Origin of the sequence: Variovorax sp. V15, from assembly GCF_041154425.1 — a bacterium.
GTDB classification, from domain to species: Bacteria; Pseudomonadota; Gammaproteobacteria; order Burkholderiales; family Burkholderiaceae_C; genus Variovorax; species Variovorax guangxiensis.
Map to the genome: position 1 here is coordinate 2,736,690 of NZ_AP028659.1, position 19,858 is coordinate 2,756,547.

The 19,858-nt window shown below is 67.2% G+C and carries 21 protein-coding genes; 10 read left to right on the forward strand and 11 right to left on the reverse strand.

Going from position 1 to position 19,858, the window contains the following annotated elements:
* Positions 1 to 169: 169 nt before the first annotated feature.
* The 9 genes from urtA to ACAM57_RS12880 all read left to right on the forward strand — a co-directional run bounded on the left by urtA (position 170) and on the right by ACAM57_RS12880 (position 8,668).
* Positions 170 to 1,435, forward strand: a complete 1,266-nt coding sequence (gene urtA, locus ACAM57_RS12840; protein ID WP_369661914.1) for an urea ABC transporter substrate-binding protein — start codon at positions 170 to 172, stop codon at positions 1,433 to 1,435.
* Between the two features lie 77 nt (positions 1,436 to 1,512).
* Positions 1,513 to 2,427 carry an urea ABC transporter permease subunit UrtB gene (gene urtB / locus ACAM57_RS12845; protein WP_369661915.1) on the forward strand — a complete coding sequence of 305 codons (915 nt, stop codon included), beginning with the start codon at positions 1,513 to 1,515 and terminating at the stop codon, positions 2,425 to 2,427.
* A 28-nt stretch (positions 2,428 to 2,455) separates the two neighbouring features.
* Positions 2,456 to 3,646, forward strand: a complete 1,191-nt coding sequence (urtC, locus tag ACAM57_RS12850; protein WP_369661916.1) for an urea ABC transporter permease subunit UrtC — start codon at positions 2,456 to 2,458, stop codon at positions 3,644 to 3,646.
* Positions 3,647 to 3,665: 19 nt separating this feature from the next.
* Complete coding sequence (gene urtD, locus ACAM57_RS12855; protein ID WP_126022105.1) at positions 3,666 to 4,409, forward strand: urea ABC transporter ATP-binding protein UrtD; 744 nt, start codon at positions 3,666 to 3,668, stop codon at positions 4,407 to 4,409.
* Between the two features lies 1 nt (position 4,410).
* A complete protein-coding gene (urtE, locus tag ACAM57_RS12860; protein ID WP_184637236.1) occupies positions 4,411 to 5,112 on the forward strand; it encodes an urea ABC transporter ATP-binding subunit UrtE in 702 nt (233 codons plus the stop codon).
* Positions 5,113 to 5,136: 24 nt separating this feature from the next.
* Entirely contained in the window at positions 5,137 to 6,369 is a 1,233-nt protein-coding gene (fmdA, locus tag ACAM57_RS12865) for a formamidase (RefSeq protein ID WP_369661917.1), read from the forward strand.
* Positions 6,370 to 6,389: 20 nt separating this feature from the next.
* Positions 6,390 to 6,734, forward strand: coding sequence for a zinc ribbon domain-containing protein (locus ACAM57_RS12870; protein ID WP_126022108.1), 345 nt, complete (start codon positions 6,390 to 6,392; stop codon positions 6,732 to 6,734).
* A 153-nt stretch (positions 6,735 to 6,887) separates the two neighbouring features.
* On the forward strand, positions 6,888 to 7,238 hold the full coding sequence (locus ACAM57_RS12875; RefSeq protein WP_126022109.1) for an alpha/beta hydrolase: 351 nt from the start codon (positions 6,888 to 6,890) through the stop codon (positions 7,236 to 7,238).
* A 134-nt stretch (positions 7,239 to 7,372) separates the two neighbouring features.
* Entirely contained in the window at positions 7,373 to 8,668 is a 1,296-nt protein-coding gene (locus ACAM57_RS12880; protein ID WP_369661918.1) for an aspartate carbamoyltransferase, read from the forward strand.
* A gap of 27 nt (positions 8,669 to 8,695) precedes the next feature.
* Here the strand turns inward: ACAM57_RS12880 and ACAM57_RS12885 are convergent, their stop codons facing one another.
* Genes ACAM57_RS12885 through ACAM57_RS12900 form a run of 4 tightly spaced genes read right to left on the reverse strand, consistent with a single transcriptional unit; the run spans position 8,696 to position 10,355 of the window.
* Positions 8,696 to 9,046 (reverse strand): VOC family protein, encoded by a 351-nt coding sequence (locus ACAM57_RS12885; RefSeq protein ID WP_369661919.1) that lies wholly within the window; start codon positions 9,044 to 9,046, stop codon positions 8,696 to 8,698.
* On the reverse strand, positions 9,043 to 9,336 hold the full coding sequence (locus ACAM57_RS12890; protein WP_184637242.1) for a hypothetical protein: 294 nt from the start codon (positions 9,334 to 9,336) through the stop codon (positions 9,043 to 9,045). Before ACAM57_RS12890 ends, ACAM57_RS12885 begins: the two co-directional genes overlap by 4 nt.
* 20 nt (positions 9,337 to 9,356) lie before the next feature.
* Entirely contained in the window at positions 9,357 to 9,839 is a 483-nt protein-coding gene (locus tag ACAM57_RS12895; RefSeq protein WP_126022113.1) for a hypothetical protein, read from the reverse strand.
* A gap of 21 nt (positions 9,840 to 9,860) precedes the next feature.
* Positions 9,861 to 10,355, reverse strand: a complete 495-nt coding sequence (locus tag ACAM57_RS12900) for a GNAT family N-acetyltransferase (RefSeq protein ID WP_369661920.1) — start codon at positions 10,353 to 10,355, stop codon at positions 9,861 to 9,863.
* A gap of 172 nt (positions 10,356 to 10,527) precedes the next feature.
* Here ACAM57_RS12900 and ACAM57_RS12905 point away from each other — a divergent pair, with 172 nt between their 5' ends.
* Complete coding sequence (locus ACAM57_RS12905) at positions 10,528 to 10,887, forward strand: hypothetical protein (RefSeq protein WP_369661921.1); 360 nt, start codon at positions 10,528 to 10,530, stop codon at positions 10,885 to 10,887.
* A 32-nt stretch (positions 10,888 to 10,919) separates the two neighbouring features.
* On the opposite strand, the gene ACAM57_RS12910 is transcribed toward ACAM57_RS12905, so the two are convergent.
* The 7 genes from ACAM57_RS12910 to ACAM57_RS12940 all read right to left on the reverse strand — a co-directional run bounded on the left by ACAM57_RS12910 (position 10,920) and on the right by ACAM57_RS12940 (position 19,855).
* Positions 10,920 to 13,247, reverse strand: a complete 2,328-nt coding sequence (locus ACAM57_RS12910) for a glycoside hydrolase family 3 N-terminal domain-containing protein (protein ID WP_369661922.1) — start codon at positions 13,245 to 13,247, stop codon at positions 10,920 to 10,922.
* A gap of 124 nt (positions 13,248 to 13,371) precedes the next feature.
* Positions 13,372 to 14,355: a D-2-hydroxyacid dehydrogenase gene (locus ACAM57_RS12915; protein ID WP_369661923.1), complete on the reverse strand. Its 984-nt coding sequence runs from the start codon at positions 14,353 to 14,355 to the stop codon at positions 13,372 to 13,374.
* A 7-nt stretch (positions 14,356 to 14,362) separates the two neighbouring features.
* Complete coding sequence (locus tag ACAM57_RS12920) at positions 14,363 to 15,274, reverse strand: Bug family tripartite tricarboxylate transporter substrate binding protein (RefSeq protein WP_369662431.1); 912 nt, start codon at positions 15,272 to 15,274, stop codon at positions 14,363 to 14,365.
* 121 nt (positions 15,275 to 15,395) lie between these two features.
* On the reverse strand, positions 15,396 to 16,187 hold the full coding sequence (locus ACAM57_RS12925; RefSeq protein ID WP_369661924.1) for a class II aldolase/adducin family protein: 792 nt from the start codon (positions 16,185 to 16,187) through the stop codon (positions 15,396 to 15,398).
* 26 nt (positions 16,188 to 16,213) lie between these two features.
* Positions 16,214 to 17,440, reverse strand: a complete 1,227-nt coding sequence (tcuB, locus tag ACAM57_RS12930; protein ID WP_369661925.1) for a tricarballylate utilization 4Fe-4S protein TcuB — start codon at positions 17,438 to 17,440, stop codon at positions 16,214 to 16,216.
* Positions 17,424 to 18,851, reverse strand: coding sequence for an FAD-dependent tricarballylate dehydrogenase TcuA (gene tcuA, locus ACAM57_RS12935; RefSeq protein ID WP_369661926.1), 1,428 nt, complete (start codon positions 18,849 to 18,851; stop codon positions 17,424 to 17,426). Before tcuA ends, tcuB begins: the two co-directional genes overlap by 17 nt.
* Before the next feature lie 77 nt (positions 18,852 to 18,928).
* Positions 18,929 to 19,855, reverse strand: coding sequence for a LysR substrate-binding domain-containing protein (locus ACAM57_RS12940; protein ID WP_369661927.1), 927 nt, complete (start codon positions 19,853 to 19,855; stop codon positions 18,929 to 18,931).
* Positions 19,856 to 19,858: the final 3 nt, after the last annotated feature.

The following is a 19,858-nucleotide window of genomic DNA, read 5'->3' on the forward strand; positions in this document are numbered from 1 at the left end:
TCTTGCTCGCGAGTCTGCGGGCAGGGCGGGCACCCGCCGCTACGTTGAATGACGTATTCGCGCATACGCCGGTGATTTCTAAAGTTCCAGCCATGGTGCTCGGGGCACCGTCCGATGCACTTCGATGGTGCGCGGCCCTCCTTTCCAACAACCTGCCTGGAGTTTCCTGATGTCGCGTGATTCCGATCCTTCCCTCGATGCCATGGCACTGCGCCGCCGCCGCCTGCTGCAGGGCGCCGCCGCGCTGCCCGTGATGGGCCTGAGCGGCCTGAGCTTCGGCCAGGGCCAGTTCCCCACGGCCAAGGTCAACACGACGAAGCTCGCCGTGACGGACACCGAGGTCACAGTGGGCCAGTTGCATTCGTCCACCGGCACCATGGCTATCTCGGAGACCGGCTCCATCCAGGCCGAGCAGCTCGCCATCGACCAGATCAACGCTATGGGCGGCATCCTGGGCCGCAAGATCAAGGTCATCAAGGAAGACGGCGCCTCCGACTGGCCCACCTTCGCCGAGAAGTCGAAGAAGCTGCTGGTCAACGACAAGGTCGCGGCCGTGTTCGGATGCTGGACCAGCGCCTCGCGCAAGGCCGTGCTTCCGGTGTTCGAGAAGGAGAACGGCCTGCTGTACTACCCCACCTTCTACGAAGGCCTGGAGCAGAGCAAGAACGTGATCTACACCGGCCAGGAAGCCACGCAGCAGATCATCTGGGGCCTGGACTGGGGTGCGAAGGAGAAGAAGGCCAAGACCTTCTTCCTGGTGGGCTCCGACTACATCTGGCCGCGCACCTCGATGAAGATCGCGCGCAAGCACATCGAGAACTTCCAGAAGGGCTCGGTCAAGGGCGAGGAGTACTACCCGCTGGGCCACACCAACTTCAACTCGCTGATCAACAAGATCAAGGTGGCCAAGCCCGACTGCATCTTCGCGGCCGTGGTGGGCGGCTCCAACGTGGCCTTCTACAAGCAGCTGAAGGCCGCGGGCATCACCGGCGACAAGCAGTTCCTGCTGACGCTGGCCGTGACCGAGGACGAGATGACCGGCGTGGGCGGCGAGAACTTCGCGGGCTTCTACTCGTCGATGAAGTACTTCCAGACGCTGGACAACGCGAACAACAAGAAGTTCGTGGAAGCCTTCAAGGCCAAGTACGGCAAGGACGCCGTCATCGGCGACGTGACCCAGGCCGGCTACCTCGGCCCCTGGCTGTGGAAGGCCGCGGTGGAGAAGGCGGGCAGCTTCGACGTGGACAAGGTGGTGGCCGCATCGCCGGGCATCGAGCTGAAGACGGCGCCCGAGGGCTACGTGAAGCTCGACGCCAACCACCATCTGTGGAGCAAGGCGCGCATCGGGCAGGGGCAGCCGGACGGGACGTTCAAGGTGGTGGCGGAGTCGGCCGAACTGATCAAGCCGGATCCGTTCCCGAAGGGCTACCAGTAAGCAGGCCTCCGGCCCTCACCCCAACCCTCTTCCGCAAGCGGGAGAGGGGGTAACTCCAACTTTCCGGATTTCCCGCCATGACTTTGTCGGACATGCTGAACATCGGCCTCATGCAGGGCTTCGCGGGGCTGAGCCTCTTCGCGGTGCTGCTGCTGATGGGGCTGGGCCTCGCGATCATCTTCGGCCAGATGGGCGTGATCAACATGGCGCATGGCGAGTTCATGACCATCGGCGCCTACTCGATCTACCTGGCCGCGCGCGTCGCCGAGAGCCTTGCGCCCGGGTTCATGCCGTACTACTTCCCGATCGCCATCGGGCTGGCTTTCGTCTTCGCCTTCATCACCGGATGGATCGTGGAGTGGGCGTTGATCCGCCACCTCTACAAGCGTCCGCTCGACACGCTGCTCGCCACCTGGGGCGTGAGCCTGGGGCTGCAGCAGATCTTCCGCACCTTCATCGGGCCGAAGGAGGTGAGCCCGACGCTGCCCGAATGGCTCATGGGCTCGTGGACGCCGCACGAAGGCCTGGACATCCCGATCAACGGCCTGTTCGTGCTCGCGCTCACCGCGCTGGTCACGGGCGGCGTGCTGGTCGCGCTGCACAAGAGCCGCTGGGGCCTGCGGGTGCGCGCCACCGTCGCCAACCGCACCATGGCCAATGCCACCGGCATCGACACGAAAAAGACCGACCGCCTCACCTTCGCCATCGGCTGCGGCATTGCCGGCGTGGCGGGCGCGGCCTTCACCACCATCGGCTCGACCGGGCCGACCTCGGGATCGCTCTACATCGTCGACGCCTTCCTGGTCGTCACCTTCGGCGGCGCGGCCAGCCTGTTCGGCACGGTGGTCTCGGCCTTCGGCATCGCGCAGACGCAGTCGGTCTCGGAGTTCTTCATGACCGGGTCGATGGCCAAGGTGCTGACGCTGTCGCTGATCGTCTTCATCCTGATGCTGCGCCCCCAAGGACTTTTTGCAGTCAAGGTGCGCCGCTGAATCCGATTCCTTCCTGGAGAACGTTCCGATGAATTTCATCAAGGCCTCGATCCAGCGCTACCAGCTGGGCAGCCTCCTGCTGCTGGTGCTGCTGCTCGCGGTGGTTCTGCCGCTGTCGCTCGACATCTTCCGCCTCAACCTCGTGGGCAAGTACCTCACCTACGCCTTCGTGGCCGTGGGCCTCGTCATGGTGTGGGGCTACGGCGGCGTGCTGAGCCTGGGGCAGGGCGTGTTCTTCGGCATCGGCGGGTATGCGATGGCGATGTTTCTCAAGCTGGAGGCTTCCGACCCGGTCTCCACCAAGATCCAGACCACGCCGGGCATTCCGGACTTCATGGACTGGAACCAGATCACCGAGCTGCCCACGCTGTGGCTGCCGTTCAAGAGCCTGCCGGTGAGCCTCGCGCTGGTGGTGCTCGCACCTATGGCGCTGGCCTGGCTCGTCAGCTTCGCGATGTTCAAGCGCCGCGTGGGCGGGGTGTACTTCGCGATCATCACGCAGGCGGTGGCGCTGATCTGCACCGTGCTCATCATCGGCCAGCAGGGTTACACCGGCGGCGTGAACGGCATGACCGACCTGAAGACCCTGCTGGGCTGGGACACGCGCACCGACGGCGCCAAGTACGTCCTCTACTACGTCTGCGTGGCCCTGCTGGTGGGCAGCATCCTGCTGTGCCGCTGGATCCAGACCAGCAAGCTCGGCACGCTGCTGCTGGCCATGCGCGACAAGGAAGACCGCGTGCGCTTCTCGGGCTACGACGTGTCGAACTTCAAGGTCTTCATCTTCTGCCTGGCCGCGGGGCTCTCGGGCATCGGCGGCGCGATGTTCGCGCTGCAGGTGGGCTTCATGTCGCCGAGCTTCGTGGGCATCGTGCCGTCCATCGAGATGGTGATCTTCTGCGCGGTCGGCGGCCGCATGAGCCTGGTGGGGGCGGTGTACGGCGCGCTGCTGGTGAATGCGGGCAAGACGCTGTTCTCGGAGAGCTTTCCGGACCTGTGGCTGTTCCTGATGGCGGCGCTCTTCATCGGCGTGACCATGGCCTTCCCGATGGGGCTCGCGGGCGTGTGGGAAGAAAAGATCCGCCCGTGGTGGAAGTCGCGCCGGCAGGCATTGCGCGACGCGGCCGTCAAGCCGCCGGCACCAGCCGTATCGGCAACGCCCGCAGCACAGCCCGTTGAGCCCGCGCTGCCCGAAGGCATCGGCAGCCAGCGCGCCTGAACACACGCGGAGCAACCTCATGAGCAATACCGACTTCGCGCTCGCAGTGGAAGACCTCACCGTCTCCTTCGACGGTTTTAAGGCCATCGACGACCTGACGCTGTACATCGACCGCAACGAGCTGCGCGTGATCATCGGCCCCAACGGCGCGGGCAAGACCACGCTGCTCGACCTGATCTGCGGCAAGACGCGCGCCAGCGCCGGCAGCATCAAGTTCAGGAACACCGAACTCACGAAGATGGCCGAGCACAAGCGCGTGCGGCTGGGCATCGGACGCAAGTTCCAGACGCCTTCCATCTACGAGAACCTCAGCGTGTTCCAGAACTTGGAGGTGTCGTTTCCCAAGGGGCGTTCGGTGTTCGGCGCGCTCGCCTTCAAGTGCGACGACGAGGTCAAGGCCAGGGTGCAGGCGGTGGCCGGCGAGATCGGCCTGGCCGACAGGCTCGACACCGAGGCCGGCCTGCTGAGCCACGGCCAGAAGCAGTGGCTCGAAATCGGCATGCTGCTGATGCAGGAGCCCGAGCTGCTGATGCTCGACGAGCCCATTGCCGGCATGAGCGCGCGCGAACGCGAGCTCACGGCGGAGCTGCTCAAGCGCATCTGCCAGAACCGCGCGGTGATCGTCATCGAGCACGACATGGCCTTCGTGAAGCAGATCGCGCACAAGGTCACGGTAATGCACCAGGGAAAGATCCTCGCCGAAGGGCCGATGGAGAAGGTGCAGGCCGACCCGAAGGTCATCGACGTCTACCTGGGCCACTGACATGAGCAACATCAACCTGAAGGTCGAGGACCTGCACGTCGCCTACGGCCAGAGCGAGGCGCTGCACGGCATCTCGTTCGACGGCCATGCCAACGAGACCGTCGCCATCATGGGCCGCAACGGCATGGGCAAGACCACGCTGTTCAAGAGCCTGATGGGCGTGCTGCCGCTGAAGAGCGGGCGCATCGAGGTGGCGGGGCAGGACGTGTCGCGCGACGAGAGCTTCCGCCGCGTGGCCAAGGGAATCGCCTACGTGCCGCAGGGGCGGATGATCTTCCCGACGCTGACGGTGGAGGAGAACATCCAGACCGGCCTGGAGAACTCGAAGACACGGCGCATCCCGGAAGAAATCTACGCGCTCTTCCCCGTGCTGTGGGACATGAAGAGCCGCAAGGGCGGCAACCTCTCGGGCGGCCAGCAGCAGCAGCTCGCCATTGCGCGCGCGCTCGTCACAGACCCCAAGGTGCTGCTGCTGGACGAACCCACCGAAGGCATCCAGCCTTCGATCATCAAGGACATCGCGAAGGCGCTCAACGAGATCCGCAAGCTGCGCGGCATCACCATCGTGGTGTCCGAGCAGGTGCTGAGCTTCGCGATGGACGTGGCCGACCGGCTCTTCGTGATCGAGGGCGGACGCCTCGTGCACGAGACGGCGCGCGACAAGACCGATGTCGACCGCATCAAAGCCTACCTCTCTGTTTAACCACAACCCCAGGAGCCACTGCAAATGACGGACACGCTGATCAAGGTCGACCTGACCAAGCCGCCCACCGAGAACGAGATGATCCACAACCGCTGGCATCCGGACATCCCGATGGCCTGCTGGGTCAACCCGGGCGACGACTTCATCCTGGAGACCTTCGACTGGACCGGCGGCTTCATCAAGAACAACGACAGCGCCGACGACGTGCGCGACATCGACCTGAGCACGGTGCACTACCTCTCGGGCCCCGTGGGCGTGAAGGGTGCCGAGCCCGGCGACCTGCTGGTGGTCGACCTGCTGGACATCGGCGCCAAGCAGGACAGCCTCTGGGGCTTCAACGGCTTCTTCTCGAAGAAGAATGGCGGCGGCTTCCTCACCGACCATTTCCCCGAAGCGCAGAAATCGATCTGGGACTTCAAGGGCATGTTCACCAGCTCGCGCCACGTGCCGGGCGTGAACTTCGCAGGTCTCATCCACCCAGGCCTGATCGGCTGCCTGCCCGACAAACCGATGCTCGACATGTGGAACGAGCGCGAGAAGGCGCTGATTGCCACCGACCCTGAGCGCGTGCCCGGCCTGGCCAATCCGCCCTTCGCGGGCACCGCCCACATGGGCAAGATGACCGGTGAGGCGAGGGCGAAGGCCGCCGCCGAGGGCGCACGCACCGTGCCGCCGCGCGAACATGGCGGCAACTGCGACATCAAGGACCTGTCGCGCGGCTCCAAGGTGTTCTTTCCGGTGTACGTGGACGGCGCCGGCCTGAGCGTGGGCGACCTGCATTTCAGCCAGGGCGACGGCGAGATCACCTTCTGCGGCGCCATCGAGATGGCCGGCTGGGTGCACATGAAGGTCTCGCTCATCAAGGGCGGCATGGCCAAGTACGGCATCAGGAACCCGATCTTCAAGCCCAGCCCCATCACGCCGCAGTACAACGACTACCTGATCTTCGAGGGCATCTCGGTCGACGAGAGCGGCAAGCAGCATTACCTCGACGTGAACGTGGCCTACCGCCAGGCCTGCCTGAACGCCATCGAGTACCTGAAGAAGTTCGGCTACTCGGGCGCGCAGGCCTACTCGATCCTCGGCACCGCGCCGGTGCAGGGGCACATCAGTGGCGTGGTCGACGTGCCCAACTCGTGCGCCACGCTGTGGCTGCCCACCGGCATCTTCGACTTCGACATCAACCCCAGCGCCGCCGGTCCCGTGAAGTTCATCGATGGCAGCATCGACATGCCGCTGTCGCCAGACCTGCGCTGAACATTGAAGAAAGACCCGCCATGCCCACCTACGACTACGCCTGCGGGCATTGCGGCGGCTTCGAGGCGCTGCGGCCCTCGGGCCTGCGCGACGAGCCGGCCGCATGCCCCGACTGCGGCAGCGCGTCGCCTCGCGTGCTGTCGGCCGCGCCCCGGCTCGCGCTGATGGCCACGGGCACGCGCCGCGCGATGGAAACCAACGAGCGCGCCCGGCATGAGCCGACGAGTTCGCGCGACTATGCGCGGCTGCGGCATCCCGCGGGGTGCGGCTGCTGCGGCTCTTCGTCGAAGCGCGGCGCAACGATGACCGCGCCCAACGGCGCGAAGTCGGCACCGTCGCGAAGGCCCTGGATGATCAGCCACTGAAGGCGTCGGACCGTATCGGCGAGACGCTTTTTCAAGGCCCGCATTGTTTCAATCCCGTGAACGCCGCGGTTCTTTTTTGCACGCGTTTTCCGGGGCGATTCAGGATCAAACTTCTCCTCACCAACCAACCCGTTTGCCCTGAAGGAGATTGAAATGAATGCCTCGAAGATCCTCGCCGCTGCTGCTCTCTCGCTCCTGGCTGCTGCCGGAGCACAAGCAGAAACCTATGACGGCGTGCACGTCGTGAATTCCTCGGTGACCCGTGCCGAAGTCGCACCGCAAGCCGCTGCCGCCGCCCGTGCCGGCAACGAATACAGCGATGCCTCCGCCGCCGGTGCACAGAGCTTCACCTCTACCGCCAACCGTGCGACCGTGCAGGCCGAGGCCGTTGCCAAGGCGCACGACCCGCTCGCCAGCCTCGATCGCCGTGCGTTCTATCGCGACGAAGTGCCGCAAGCCTACAAGAAGCCCAGCGTGTCGTTCACGCGCCAGGCTGGCCTGTAATCAGGCGACATCGGCCGCTGCTGCGGCTGCATGGACAAGGACGAGGAGCGGGCCGATCGGCCCGCTTTTTTTCATGGGCGCATGTTTCGCCTCGGGCTTCTAAAATATACGCAATGAGTATATATTTGCGGCTCATGAACATGCCGCAACAGGTGCTCCTCCGCGACGCGATGCGTCAGCTCAACATGACGCGCGACGCTTTCGCCGAGCGCATCGGCAGCCGTAGAAGGGCACTCGACGCCTGGCTGCTGCCCGACGAATCCAACGAATTCAGGGCCATGCCCGAGGTCGCGCGGCGCTTCGTCAGCGAAATCCTGGCTTCGGACGGTCGGCGCGGCCAATATACGCAAAGCGCACATGAGGGCGCTCTACGCAAGTCGATGACTGTCGAGGGCTCGCTGCACCTGCTCTCGGTCAGCCAGTTCAACCGCGACGCCATCGACGAGCTCTTCCAGTTGGCCGACGTGATGCAGCCCATCGCGCGCCGCCGCAAGGTGAGCCGCGTGCTCGAAGGGGCTGTTCTGGCCAACCTGTTCTTCGAGGCCAGCACGCGCACCCGGGTGAGCTTCGGCGCGGCTTTCTGCCGGCTGGGCGGTTCGGTGTGCGACACCACCGGCTTCACCTTCTCGTCGATGGCCAAGGGCGAGTCGATCTACGACACCAGCCGCGTCATCAGCGGCTACGTCGACGCGATCGTCGTTCGGCACCCTGAGCAGGGCTCGGTGGCGGAATTCGCGCGCGCCACCAACGTGCCCGTCATCAACGGTGGCGACGGGCCGGGCGAACATCCGAGCCAGGCACTGCTCGACCTGTACACCATCCAGCGCGAGTTCTCACGCCTGGGCAAGCTGGTCGACGGCGCGCATATCGCGATGGTCGGCGACCTGAAGTACGGGCGCACCGTGCATTCGCTCATCAAGCTGTTGGCGCTGTACAAGGGCCTGAAGTTCACGCTGATCTCGCCGCCGTCGCTGGCCATGCCCGCCGGGATCGTCGATGCGGTGAGCCGCAACGGCCATGTGGTCGAGATCGCCGCCACCCCGGCGCAGGGGCTGGCCGGCGCGGACATCATCTACGCCACGCGCATCCAGAAGGAGCGCTTCGCCCACGACGAAGTGCTGGAAGGCTTCGACAACGCCTTCGAGATCAACCGCGCGCTCGTCGAATCGGCGTGCAAGCCCGACGTGGTGGTAATGCACCCGCTGCCGCGCGACAGCCGCCCGGGCTCGCACGATCTCAGCGTCGACCTCAACAACGATCCCCGCCTGGCCATCTTCCGCCAGACCGACAACGGCATCCCGGTGCGCATGGCCATCTTCGCCACGCTGCTGGGCGTGGACAAGCTCGTGAGCCGCTCGATGCGCGACGCCGCATGGACGCCGCCCTCGCACATCGGCCCGGACGACAGCATCTTCCACGGGCTCGATTGACGGGCCGGGCTTCCTCGTTTCGTCCCGTCAGGTGTGCGCGAGGATGTTGACCAGCTTGCCGAACGGGTCGCGCACGTAGAAGCGCCGCACGCCCCAGGGCTCGTCGACCGGCCCGTATTCGATGGCGAAGCCCGCGGCCTTCATGCGCTCGAAAGCCGTGTCCACGTCGTCCACCTCGATGGACAGCTCCGGCACCGGCGTGCCCGAACCGCCTTCCGAGGCGAAGCTCAGCTGCACCGTCATGCCGGCCTGAGAGCCGTAAGTCTGAATCCAGCCGTGGTCCATCAGCAGGTCGAGGCCGAGCACGTCCTTGTAGAAGACGGCTGCACGTGCGGGATCGGTGGTTGCGAAGTTGGCGACCAGTCGCTTGACTTTCATGGCACGGGTTTCCTGATGGTGAATGTCTGGTACTGGCAATCGCGCTCGACGTGCAGCAGGTCGCCTTCGACGCGAATGCCGGTCCACCGCTCGATGCGTCCGTCGGAGTCGATGATTTCGACGGATTCTTCGGACGTCACTCGGTAGCTGAATACAGGGGCGGCCAGTGGGCCGTTCTTCTCGCCGAAGGTGGCTGTCACGTAGCCTGCCGGGTGGAAGCGGTAGTTGCTGACGAGGGTGTCGGAGACGAGGTTCAGCACCTGATCAAGAGGGATGGCTGTGGCGACCATGCGTGTCTCCTTTGAGTCGCTCAAATGAAATCCAGCCATTCCCTTGCCTTTCGGACGCCATGGGCAACCGCCTCGTCGATGTCGTCGAAATGCCAGTCGGGCGCTGGCTGGCCGGTGGGCGTCACGAGCGACAGGAATGCCGCTCGGGATCTTTCCGAGGTGACGGCAAGCACGGGAAACGGCGGTTCGCCCGGTTCGCAGCCCGCATCGCGGAACTGTGCGACGTCCTGGAAGACCTGGAGCAGCGAATTGCCCCAGCGGTAGGTCATGGCGCGAAAGTCCAGGATCGCGCAGTCGGCGTCGAAGGCCTTGAGACCGAGTAGCGTGCTGGTGGCGATATAGGCGGCATGCCCATTGCCGAGACTGCCGTCCGGGTACTCGCCTTCGAAAGAGACCACGAGCACTGTCAGGCGATCGGTCTGTACCCGATCGGCCAGAAAGAAACGGCAGCTGAGGCCCTCGGGTACTGGCGGTTCTACTTCGGTCAGAGTGAAGCGTTTCATCGGGGATCGCTCCTCATGTCTCTACTGCGCCGATGAGGTAACCGGATTCGAGGTTGTCCGGAACTCTCTTCGGTATTTGACGAAACCTTTCTTCCTCGAGCCCGAGAAGCCGCATCGCTCGAAGAAGCGGTGCGCTTCGCTGCGCTCGATTGCGCTCAGCAGCATGATCTTGGAGCAGTCACGCGCAATGCATTCGCCTTCAATGCGTTGCAGCAGCGCAGTCCCCAGGCCCCTGCCGCGAAGCGCCGCGCTTACGACGATGTTCTCGACCACGGCGAACGGCTGGGCTCCATACATCACGTCGGAGCAGAAGATCAGAAGCGCAGTCGCATGCAGAGCACCTTCGTGCTCCAGTACGAGCAGCGCGGTCTTCGTGTCGTTCTCGAGTTCGGCGATGCGCTCGGGCAGCACGCGCACATGCGTGCTGCCTACCAATTCGCCGTACAGGGTCTCGATGCCCTTGGCGTCGTTCGGCCTGGCACGGCGAATGCAAGTCGGCGAGGCTTCGGCGTTCATTGTGTCCACGGATGGTTTTTCGAATGGGAAGCGGTCGAATATAGGGCCTCGTGCCGCCACGCCTGCTCACGCACACCTAAGCGAACTCTCACGGCACCCTAAGCAGACCCTCAGCGGCACATAAGTGCCGCGTCCTAGAGTGAACCCATCGTCATCACTCAAGGAGGCAGCCATGAGAGTTCGAACCATTGCCCTGTGCATCGCCACCGGGCCCGCGCTGGTGCTGGCATCGCTCGCGCATGCGGGCGGGCGGGCCGATCCGGACTATCCGCAGATCTCGCACTCGACGCAATCGCGCGATGCGGTGGCCGACGAGGCCGCGCGTGCGAACAACGGAGTCCATGCGACCGAGGTCGCCGAATCGCAGCCCGCGCCGAGCGTGTCGGGGGCCGATCGCGCCCAGGTGCAGGCCGAGGCGATTCGCGCGAACAACGGCATCCATCCGACCGAGGTGATGGAGTCGCAGGTGGCACCGCCCGTGGCATCGGCGAACCCATCGGGTTCGCCGGTCGCGCACGCGATGGGCGAATAGATGGGCGAATAGGGGCGCGGTGCAGGCGGGTTTCAATCCCGCGTGAGCACGAAGCGCTTGCGGATGCCGCCCGCGGCCGAAGGCGCCACCCACAGGTCGAACTCGCCGGGCTCCACGGTCGGCTTCATGTCGCGGCCGATGAACGACAGGTCGTCGGCCGTGAGCGTGAACTCGACCGTTTCCGATGCGCCCGGCGCGATCGCCAGCTTGCGGAAGCCCTTGAGCTCGCGCACCGGCCGCGTCACGCTGGCGGCGCGCTCGGCGATGTAGAGCTGCACCACTTCCTCCGCGTCGCGCGAGCCGGTGTTGGTGACGGTCGCGCGCACGCGCAGCGTGCCGGCCAGCGGCATGCGTTCGCTGCTCAGCTCGACGCTGTCGTAGCGCACCGGTGAAAAGCCGATGCCGTGGCCGAAGGGGTAGAGCGCCTCGTTCGTCGCGTCGACGTACCGCGTCTTGAAGGCCGTGCCGGGCGCGCTCTCGGGCGAGGGGCGGCCGGTGCGCTTGTGGCCATAGTAGTAAGGCACCTGCCCGGCCGTCTGCGGAAAGCTCACCGGCAGCCGGCCCGAGGGATTGAAGTCGCCGAACACGACATCGGCGATCGCGTTGCCGGTCTGCACGCCGAGGAACCAGGTCACGAGGATGGCGCGCGCATTGCGCACCGCGCCCTTCAGCGCCATCGCGCGGCCGTTGCTCAGCAGCACGACCACCGGCTTGCCGGTGGCGGCCACCGCCTCGGCCAGGTCCTGCTGCGCCTGCGGCAGGCCGATGTCGCTGCGCGAGCGCGCCTCGCCCGACATCTTCTGGCTCTCGCCGATGGCCAGCAGCACCACGTCGGCATCGCGCGCGGCCGCCACCGCCGCGTCGATGCCGCCGGGCAGCGCCGACTCGATGCCCGAGCCGCGCACCACGTTCACCGACGAATTGGGGCCCAGCGCGTTGCGCAGGCCCTGGTCGATGCCCACCGGTGCCGACTGCCCGGGGAACAGGCTCCAGGCGCCCATCAGGTCGATGGTGCCTTCGGCGAAGGGGCCGATCAGCGCGATCTTCGTGCCGGCCTTGGGCAGCGGCAGCAGCATGCGATCGTTCTTCAGCATCACGATGGAGCGGCGGGCGCTTTCGCGGGCCAGCGCGATGAATTCGGGGTTCTCGGGGCGCTGCGCGGCGGGCAGCCCGTCGAGCCCGCGCATCGGGTCGTCGAACAGGCCCAGCTTCTGCTTCACGCGCAGCACGCGGCGCACCGCCTCGTCCAGGCGCGCCATCGGCACCTCGCCCGAGGCCACGAGGTCGGGCAGGTAGCGCATGTACAGGCCGCTCTGCATGCTCACGTCGGTACCCGCCATGAAGGCCTGCTTCGCGGCCTCGCGCGGATTGGCGGCGTAGCCGTGCTCCACCAGTTCCTCGTCGGCCGTGTAGTCGGAGACCACGAAGCCACGGAATTTCCATTCGTCGCGCAGCACGCCCGTGAGCAGCGCCGGGTTGGCGGTGGAGGGCACGCCGCCGATCTCGTTGAAGGCGCTCATTACCGACAGCGCGCCCGCGTCCAGCGCCGCGCGGAACGGCGGCAGGTACACCTCGCGCAGCGTGCGCTCGGAGATGTCGCTCACGTTGTAGTCCAGGCCACCCTCGGCCGCGCCGTAGGCCGCGAAGTGCTTGGGCGTGGCCAGCATCGAGTCGGGCCGGGAAAGATCCGTGCCCTGGAAGCCTCGAACCCGAGCGGCTGCGAACTGCTTCGCGAGGAAGACGTCCTCGCCCACGCCTTCGAGGCCGCGGCCCCAGCGCGCATCGCGTGCGATGTCGACCATCGGCGCGAAGGTCCAGCGGAAGCCGTCGGCCGTGGCCTCCACCGCCGCCGCGCGCGCCGTGCGCTCGGCCAGCGCGGGCTCCCAGCTCGAAGCCTCGGCCAGCGGCATCGGGAACATCGTGCGAAAGCCGTGGATCACGTCGGCGCCGAAGATCAGCGGAATGCCCAGCCGCGACTCCTTGATCGCGATCTGCTGCAGCCGCCGCTTGCCCTCGAGGCCCGCGTTGTTGAACAGGCCCGTGAGCCGGCCGGCGCGCACGTCTGCCGTTTCCTGCTGCGCATTGCGCCAGCCGGCCTGCGGGTTGTTGGGCGTGTCGATGTCCGCCGGGCCGTACAGGCTGAGCTGGCCGGCTTTCTCCTGCACCGTCATGCGGGAGATCAGGGCTTCGATGCGGGCTTCGGCGTCTTGCTGCGGTTGCCCCTGTTGTTGTGGCTGCGGCGTGGCAGCCGTTGACGCATCGGGGGCGGCCGATGCCGAGGGCAGGAGGAGCGCGAGGGAGAGGAGGGCGCAGGCGGGGGCGAGAGAGCGCGCCGGATGGCGCGGGAATCGGACGTGCATGGGCTCCTATTCTGCAGATAACAGTAGCCGCCCTTCCTTGGCGGGTTTTGGCACTGTCGGCTAGAGGAGCGGGAGCGTCGGTTCTCCTTCGGCAGAATGCCGGGAGGAGTAGATCGCGGCCGTTTCAGGCCACGCGGTTGAGCAGCGGCTCGCCGCGCATCCAGCGCTGCAGGTTGTCGAGGAAGATGCCCGCCACGCGCGCCTCGTTGCCGTCCGAATGGCCGGCGGTGTGGGGCGTGACGATGACGTTCGGCAAATCCCACAAGGGCGATTCGGCCGACAGGGGCTCGTGCGCGAACACGTCGAGATACGCGCCAGCCAGCGCGCCGCCGCGCAAGGCATCGATCAGCGCCGGCTCGTCGACCACCTCGCCGCGCGACACATTCACCAGCCGCGCGCCGGCATGCATGCGTGCGAGCGCCGCCGCGCCGACGAGGCCGCGCGTGCGCTCGCTCAGCGGGCATGCGAGCAGCAGCCAGTCGGCGCGCGGCAGCACCGTGTGCAGCCGCTCGTAGCTCAGGCTCTCGTGCGCGGGAGCGGCCGCCGGCGCCTCGCTGCCGCGCACGCACACGATGCGCAGGCCCAGCGCCGCAAGCAGCGCGCCCAGCCCTTGCCCGATGGGCCCCCAGCCGACGATGACCGCCGTCTGCCCCGCAAGATCGCGTGGCAGGCCGCTGCCCAGGAGTGGCGACCACGCATGCGCGCGCTGCGCGGCCAGCAGCTGCGGAAACTGCCGCGCCAGCATCAGCACGCCGGCCAGCGCGGTCTGCACCACCACGCTCGCGTTGGCGCCGGAGGAGGTCGTTACTTCCACGCCGCGCGCTCGCAACTCGCCGTACACAGGCCGGTCCGCGCCCGCCGAATGCGCATGCACCCAGCGCAGCGATGGCGCATTGCGCAGTGCGTCGTGAAAGGCCTGCGTGTGCGGCAGCAGCTCGTGCTTGGTCGAAAGTCCGGTGACGTCGCGCGAGACGAAGGCGACGTCGGCATCGCCTCCGGGGCTCACCAGCAGATGCGCGCACCCGTCGAGCGCGGCCTGCAGGCCGGGTGCGGTCTGCGCCGCGGCTTGCGGGCTCATCAGGATCCGCAGTGGCGGGGTGTTCGTCATCCGGTGCCTATTCCGCGGTCGCGCCCGATTCGCGCACGATGGCCTTCCATTTCTCGTACTCCTGCCGCGTGAACTTGCCGAACTGCTCGGGCGTGCCGCCCACCGGGTCGGCGCCTTCGCGGATCATCTGCGCCTCCAGCGGCGGCAGTGCGTCGTTCACCGACTTGTTGAGCAGCGCGAGCACCTGGGCCGGTGTGCCCTTGGGCGCGAAGAAGCCGAACCACGAGCCGGCGGAGAAATCGGCGAAGCCCTTCTCAGCCACGGTCGGCACGTCGGGCAGCGAGCGCGAGCGCTTCTGGCTGCTCACCGCGATGGCGCGCAGCTTGCCCGCCTTGATGTGCGAGATGACGGAGGGAATGGTTGCGAACATGAACTGCACCCGGCCCGCCAGCAGGTCGTTGAGCGCGTTCGCGCCCTTGTAGGGCACATGCAGCATGTCGGCGCCCACGCGCTTGCCGAGCATGTAGCTCGACAGGTGAGAGGAGGTGCCGATGCCGGTCGAGCCGTAGTTGAGCTTGCCCGGGTTGGCCTTGGCGTAGGCGATGAATTCCTCCAGCGTCCTGGCGGGCACCGCCGGGTTGACCACCAGCACGTTGGGCACGTCGGCGATCTGCACCACCGGCACGAGGTCGGCGAGCGGGTCGTAGGGCAGGTTCTTGTAGAGCGTCTGGTTGACGGCCATCGGGCCGACCGAATTGACGATCAGCGTGTAGCCGTCGGCAGGCGCGCGCACCACGAACTCGGTGCCGATGTTGCCGCCGCCACCGGGCTTGTTGTCGATGACGAAAGGCTGGCCGAGCTTTTCGGAGAGCTGCTGCGTCACGGCGCGCGCGAGGATGTCGGTGGTGCCGCCGGCCGTGAAGGCGACGACCACGCGCACGGGCTTGCTGGGGTAGGGCGATTGCGCGGCGGCCTGCATGCCGATGCCGGCGCACAGCAGCGCGGCGGCGCCGAAGGCGGCCCTGCGGGAAAGGAAGGAAAGGGGCTTGTCTCGTGTCATTCTTGTGTGTCCTCGTGGGAGTGGGCGAAGCGGTGGCGGCTCAGTCGCGGAAGCCCGGGTCCATGCGGTCGAGCTTGCGCAGCAGCGCAGGCCATTCCATGAGCCCGTAGGGCCGGCGCGTGCCGGGCTGATAGTTGTTCCAGGTCTCTTCCAGGATGTGATGCGGCACCGCCTTCAGCGGCGTGTTGCACGACATCGCGCCGATCTGCGCGCGGCAGGCCAGCTCCAGCCGGTGCATCCAGTTGAAGGCCTCGCCCACGCTGCGGCCCACCACCAGCGCGCCGTGGTTGCGGAAGATCACGGCCTCGCTCTCGCCCAGGTCGGCCAGCAGCGAGGCCTGCTCCTCGGTGTTCAGCACCACGCCCTGGTAGTCGTGGTAGCCGATCTTCAGGAAGCGCATGGCGGTCTGCGTGAGCGGCAGCAGGCCGCATTCGAGCGACGAGACCGCCATCGACGCCCAGCTGTGCGTGTGGATCACGCAGGCCACGTCGGGCCGCGCGGCGTGCACCGCGCTGTGGATCACGTAGCCGGCCTTGTTGATGCCGTAGTCCAGTTCGCCGAAGTCGGGCTTCGACAGGATGTTGCCGTCCTGGTCGACCTTGATGAGACAGGAGGCGGTGATCTCCTCGTACATCATCCCGTAGGGGTTGATGAGGAAGGCGCCTTTCTCGCCCGGCACATGCGAGGAGATGTGGTTGGCCATCATGTCGGACATGCCGTAGAGGTCCACCAGCCGGTAGCAGGCGGCGAGGTCGACGCGGGCCTGCCATTCGGCTTCGGAGCAGCGCTCCTTCATCGATGGAATCCGGAGCACGCCGGGTTGTTGTGTCATGGGTCTTTTCCTTCGCGGGTGGGTGTTCAGTCGGCGCCCAGGCGCAGGCGGCCGGGCAGGCGTTTCTCGATGGCGAACTTCAGCAGGGCGGCGCAGCGGAAGACGCCGTGCGCGAACTTGCCGTAGGGCAGCGTGAGGAACAGCGCCATCACCACGCCCAGGTGCACCGCCAGCAGCAGCGCCATGAAGCGGGTGTCGCGCCAGGCCAGCAGCGCGAGGCCGGTGAGGCTGGTGAGCAGCAGCAGGGCGATGAAGCCCCGGTCCATCGGGCGCTGCGCGGTGTCGCCATGCGCCGGGTCGCGCCGCAGGTTCAGCCACAGCAGGCCGGCCGGCCCGATCAGCAGGCCGATGCCGCCGGCCGTGCCCAGCAGCACCGGCAGGCTGGTGAGCGCATAGGGCGCATGCAGGCCGAGCAGGTAGTGATAGAGCGTCGCCACGCAGGTCGATGCGAAGCACAGCATGAAGCCGTAGAAGGTGAAGTGATGGAAGCGCCTGCGCCACAGGGTGAAGCGGTCGCTCTCGTTGTTGCAACCTTCGCCGTGGCCGCCGTCGAGGTACTTCAGGCGTAGCGCGTCGCGCGCTGCTTCGGCGCCGGCGGGGCCGCGCACGCCGGGCAGGTCGGGCGCGTTCTGCGAGTCGTTCGCCGGCGACACCTCGTGCCAGAAGCGCCGCACGCCCATGGCCAGCGCGAGCATCACGAAGAGGAACACCGCGCCGAACACCAGCGCGAGCAGGTTGTGCGGAAAGATCGCGTAGAAGTTGCCCGCCATCGGCTCGTGCAGCAGCGAGCCCGAGAGCGCCACCGCCAGCACCAGGAAGAGCGCCAGCCCGCCAGCCAGCGCGAGCGCTACCGTGAGGCCCGCCCTGCGGTACAGCATGCCCATGGCGCGCGGCCATGCGTAGTCGCTGTACGTTTGCATGCGGACCTGCGCCATGGCCCGCGGCACGTTCACCGCGAACTCGTGCGGTGGCGCGTACTGGCAGGCATGCAGGCAGGCGCCGCAGTTGTGGCAGAGGTTGGCGAGGTAGTGCGTGTCGGCCTTGTTGCCGAAGTCGAGCCGGCGCGTCATGGCCGGGAACACGGCGCAGAAGCCTTCGCAATAGCGGCAGGCGTTGCAGATCTGCAGGATGCGCGCGACTTCGCCTTCACCGGCGGTCAGCGGCAGCGCGGGCGCGATGGGAATCACACTCTGCGCGGGCGTGCCCTCGGCATCGGCCCGTGCGCGCGCGACGAGGTCAGTGAGCTGCTGCAAGCGCGGCCTCCTTGTCGTTCTTCGTGGAGGCCCGCGCGGCTTTCGCCGCCTGCGTGCCCGCGATGCGGCCGAAGGCCGTTCCGATGCTCATGCCGACGCCCGCCGTGTAGCCTTTGCCGAGCACGTTGCCGGCCATCATCTCGCCGGCCACGAAGAGGTTGGGGCTGGGCCTGCCGCCGAAGCGGACAGCCGCGGTTTCGTCCACCTTCAGGCCCAGGTAGGTGAAGGTGATGCCGGGTCGCAGCGGATAGGCATGGAAGGGCGCCGTGTCGATAGGGCGCGCCCAATGCGTCTTGGCTGGGGCCAGGCCTTCGGTGTGGCAGTCGTCCAGTGCCGTGTGGTCGAAGCGGCCGACGCGGCAGGCGGCGTTGTAGTCCTCCACGGTGCGCACGAAGGTGGTTTCGTCCAGGCCGATCCTGCGCGCCAGCTCGCCGAGCGTGGCGGCCTGCGTGCCGGGAAACACCGGCGGCATGAAGCGCCCGACCGCCTTCTGGTCGATGACCGACCACGCGATCTGCCCAGGCTGCTGCGCCACCAGCCGGCCCCAGATGGCGTAGCGCTTGGGCCAGAAGTCCTCGCCCTCGTCGTAGAAGCGCCTGGCTTCGCGGTTGACCACCACGCCCAGCGACACGCAGTCGATGCGCGTGCAGATGCCGCCGTCGTACAGCGGCGCGCGCGCGTCGATGGCCACCATGTGGCCTTGCGACGGATCGCCGATGCTGTCGGCGCCCGCCTCGATCATGTGCCTGAGCAGCACGCCCTGGTTGAAGCGCGTGCCGCGGATCAGGAAGTTGTCGGCCGGCCACTCGCCGCGCTCGTTCTGCCCCCACGCTTCGCGCAGCCATTCGCGGTTCGATTCGAAGCCGCCGGCTGCCAGCACGCAGCTCTTCGCTTCGATGCGTTCGCCGGCTTCGGTGCGCACGGCCACGAAGCGGTCGCCGTCGAGCTCCACCGAGGCCACGGGCGTGTCGTAGCGGATGCGCACGCCGAGCCTTTCGGCGCTGCGGAAATAGGCGTTCACCAGCGCCTTGCCGCCACCCATGAAGAAGGCGTTGGTGCGCGCCACGTGCAGCGCGCCCGACAGCGGCGGCTGGAAGTGCACGCCGTGGCTGCGCATCCAGTCGCGGCAGTTCGACGAGGCGCGGATCACCAGGCGCGCGAGGCGCTCGTCGGTGAGGCCGCCGGTCACCTTCAGCAGGTCCTGCCAGTACTCCTCTTCAGGGTAGGCATCGACCAGCACGTCCTGCGGCGCATCGTGCATGCAGCGCAGGTTGCGCGTGTGCTGCGAATTGCCGCCGCGCCAGGCCTTGGGCGAGGCTTCGAGCAGCAGCACCGATGCGCCAGCCTCGCGTGCCATGAGCGCGGCGCACAGCGCGGCGTTGCCGCCGCCAACAACAAGAACATCCGTCAATCGTGGGTCTCCGTGGGAACCGGGAGACTCTAGGCACGCAGGCCTTCACGCGAAAGGCCGGATCGGGCAACGGGTGTTCACGTTTCGAGAAGACTGGCGCCGGCCCAGCGGCCCTCGCGCACCAGTGCGCGTGCCGTGTCGGCCACTACCACGCGGGTGGCCAGCGCGGCGGGGGAGAGTTCGTCGTCCGACAGGCTCACGAGCAGGTTGCGGCGGCCCACGTGGGCGTCGGCGATCTGGGTGAGCTGAAGGTCGTCACGGTCGTGCCGCGCGGTGGCCGCGCCGGGCTGGATGGTGGCGCCGTGGCCGGCGCGCACCGCGTCCATCAGCAGCGCGAGACCGTCGACCTCGGCCACGATGTTCGGCGCAATGCGTGCCCGCGCGAAGGCGGCCATCAGCGTGGCGCGCAGGCCGTGGCTGCCGCTGGGCAGGATCAGCGGCAGCCCGGCCAGCTGCGCGAGCCGCACGCGGGCCCCGGTCGGGCGCTGCGCCAGCGCGGGCGATGCGATGACGAAGAGCTTCTCGGCCAGGAGCGGCGCCACGCTCCAGCGCCGTGGCGTGTCGGTCTGGAACAGCACGGCAAGGTCGAGCTGCCTGGCCTGCAGCATGCTGGTGAGATGGCCCGAGAGCGCTTCGACCATGTGCAGGCGTACGTCGGGGTAGCGCTCTCGCATGGCTCGCATCAGCGGCACGCCGAGCACCGTGGCGGTGGTGGGGGCGAGGCCCACGCTCACGTGGCCCGACAGCCGCGCCTGCTGCGCCGCGAGCACCGCGTCGTCGGCATGGCGAAGCACCAGCTGGGCCTGGTGCAGGAAGGCCACGCCCGCGTCGGTGGGCACCACGCCGCTGGAGCTGCGCCTCAGCAGCCGGGTGGCCAGCTCGCCCTCGAGCCGGCTGATCTGCTGGCTCAGCGCCGAGGTGACGACGCCCAGTTCGACCGCGGCGCGGCCCATGCTGCAAAGCTCGCAGACCTTGACGAAGTAGCGCAGTTGCCGGAGTTCCATGCG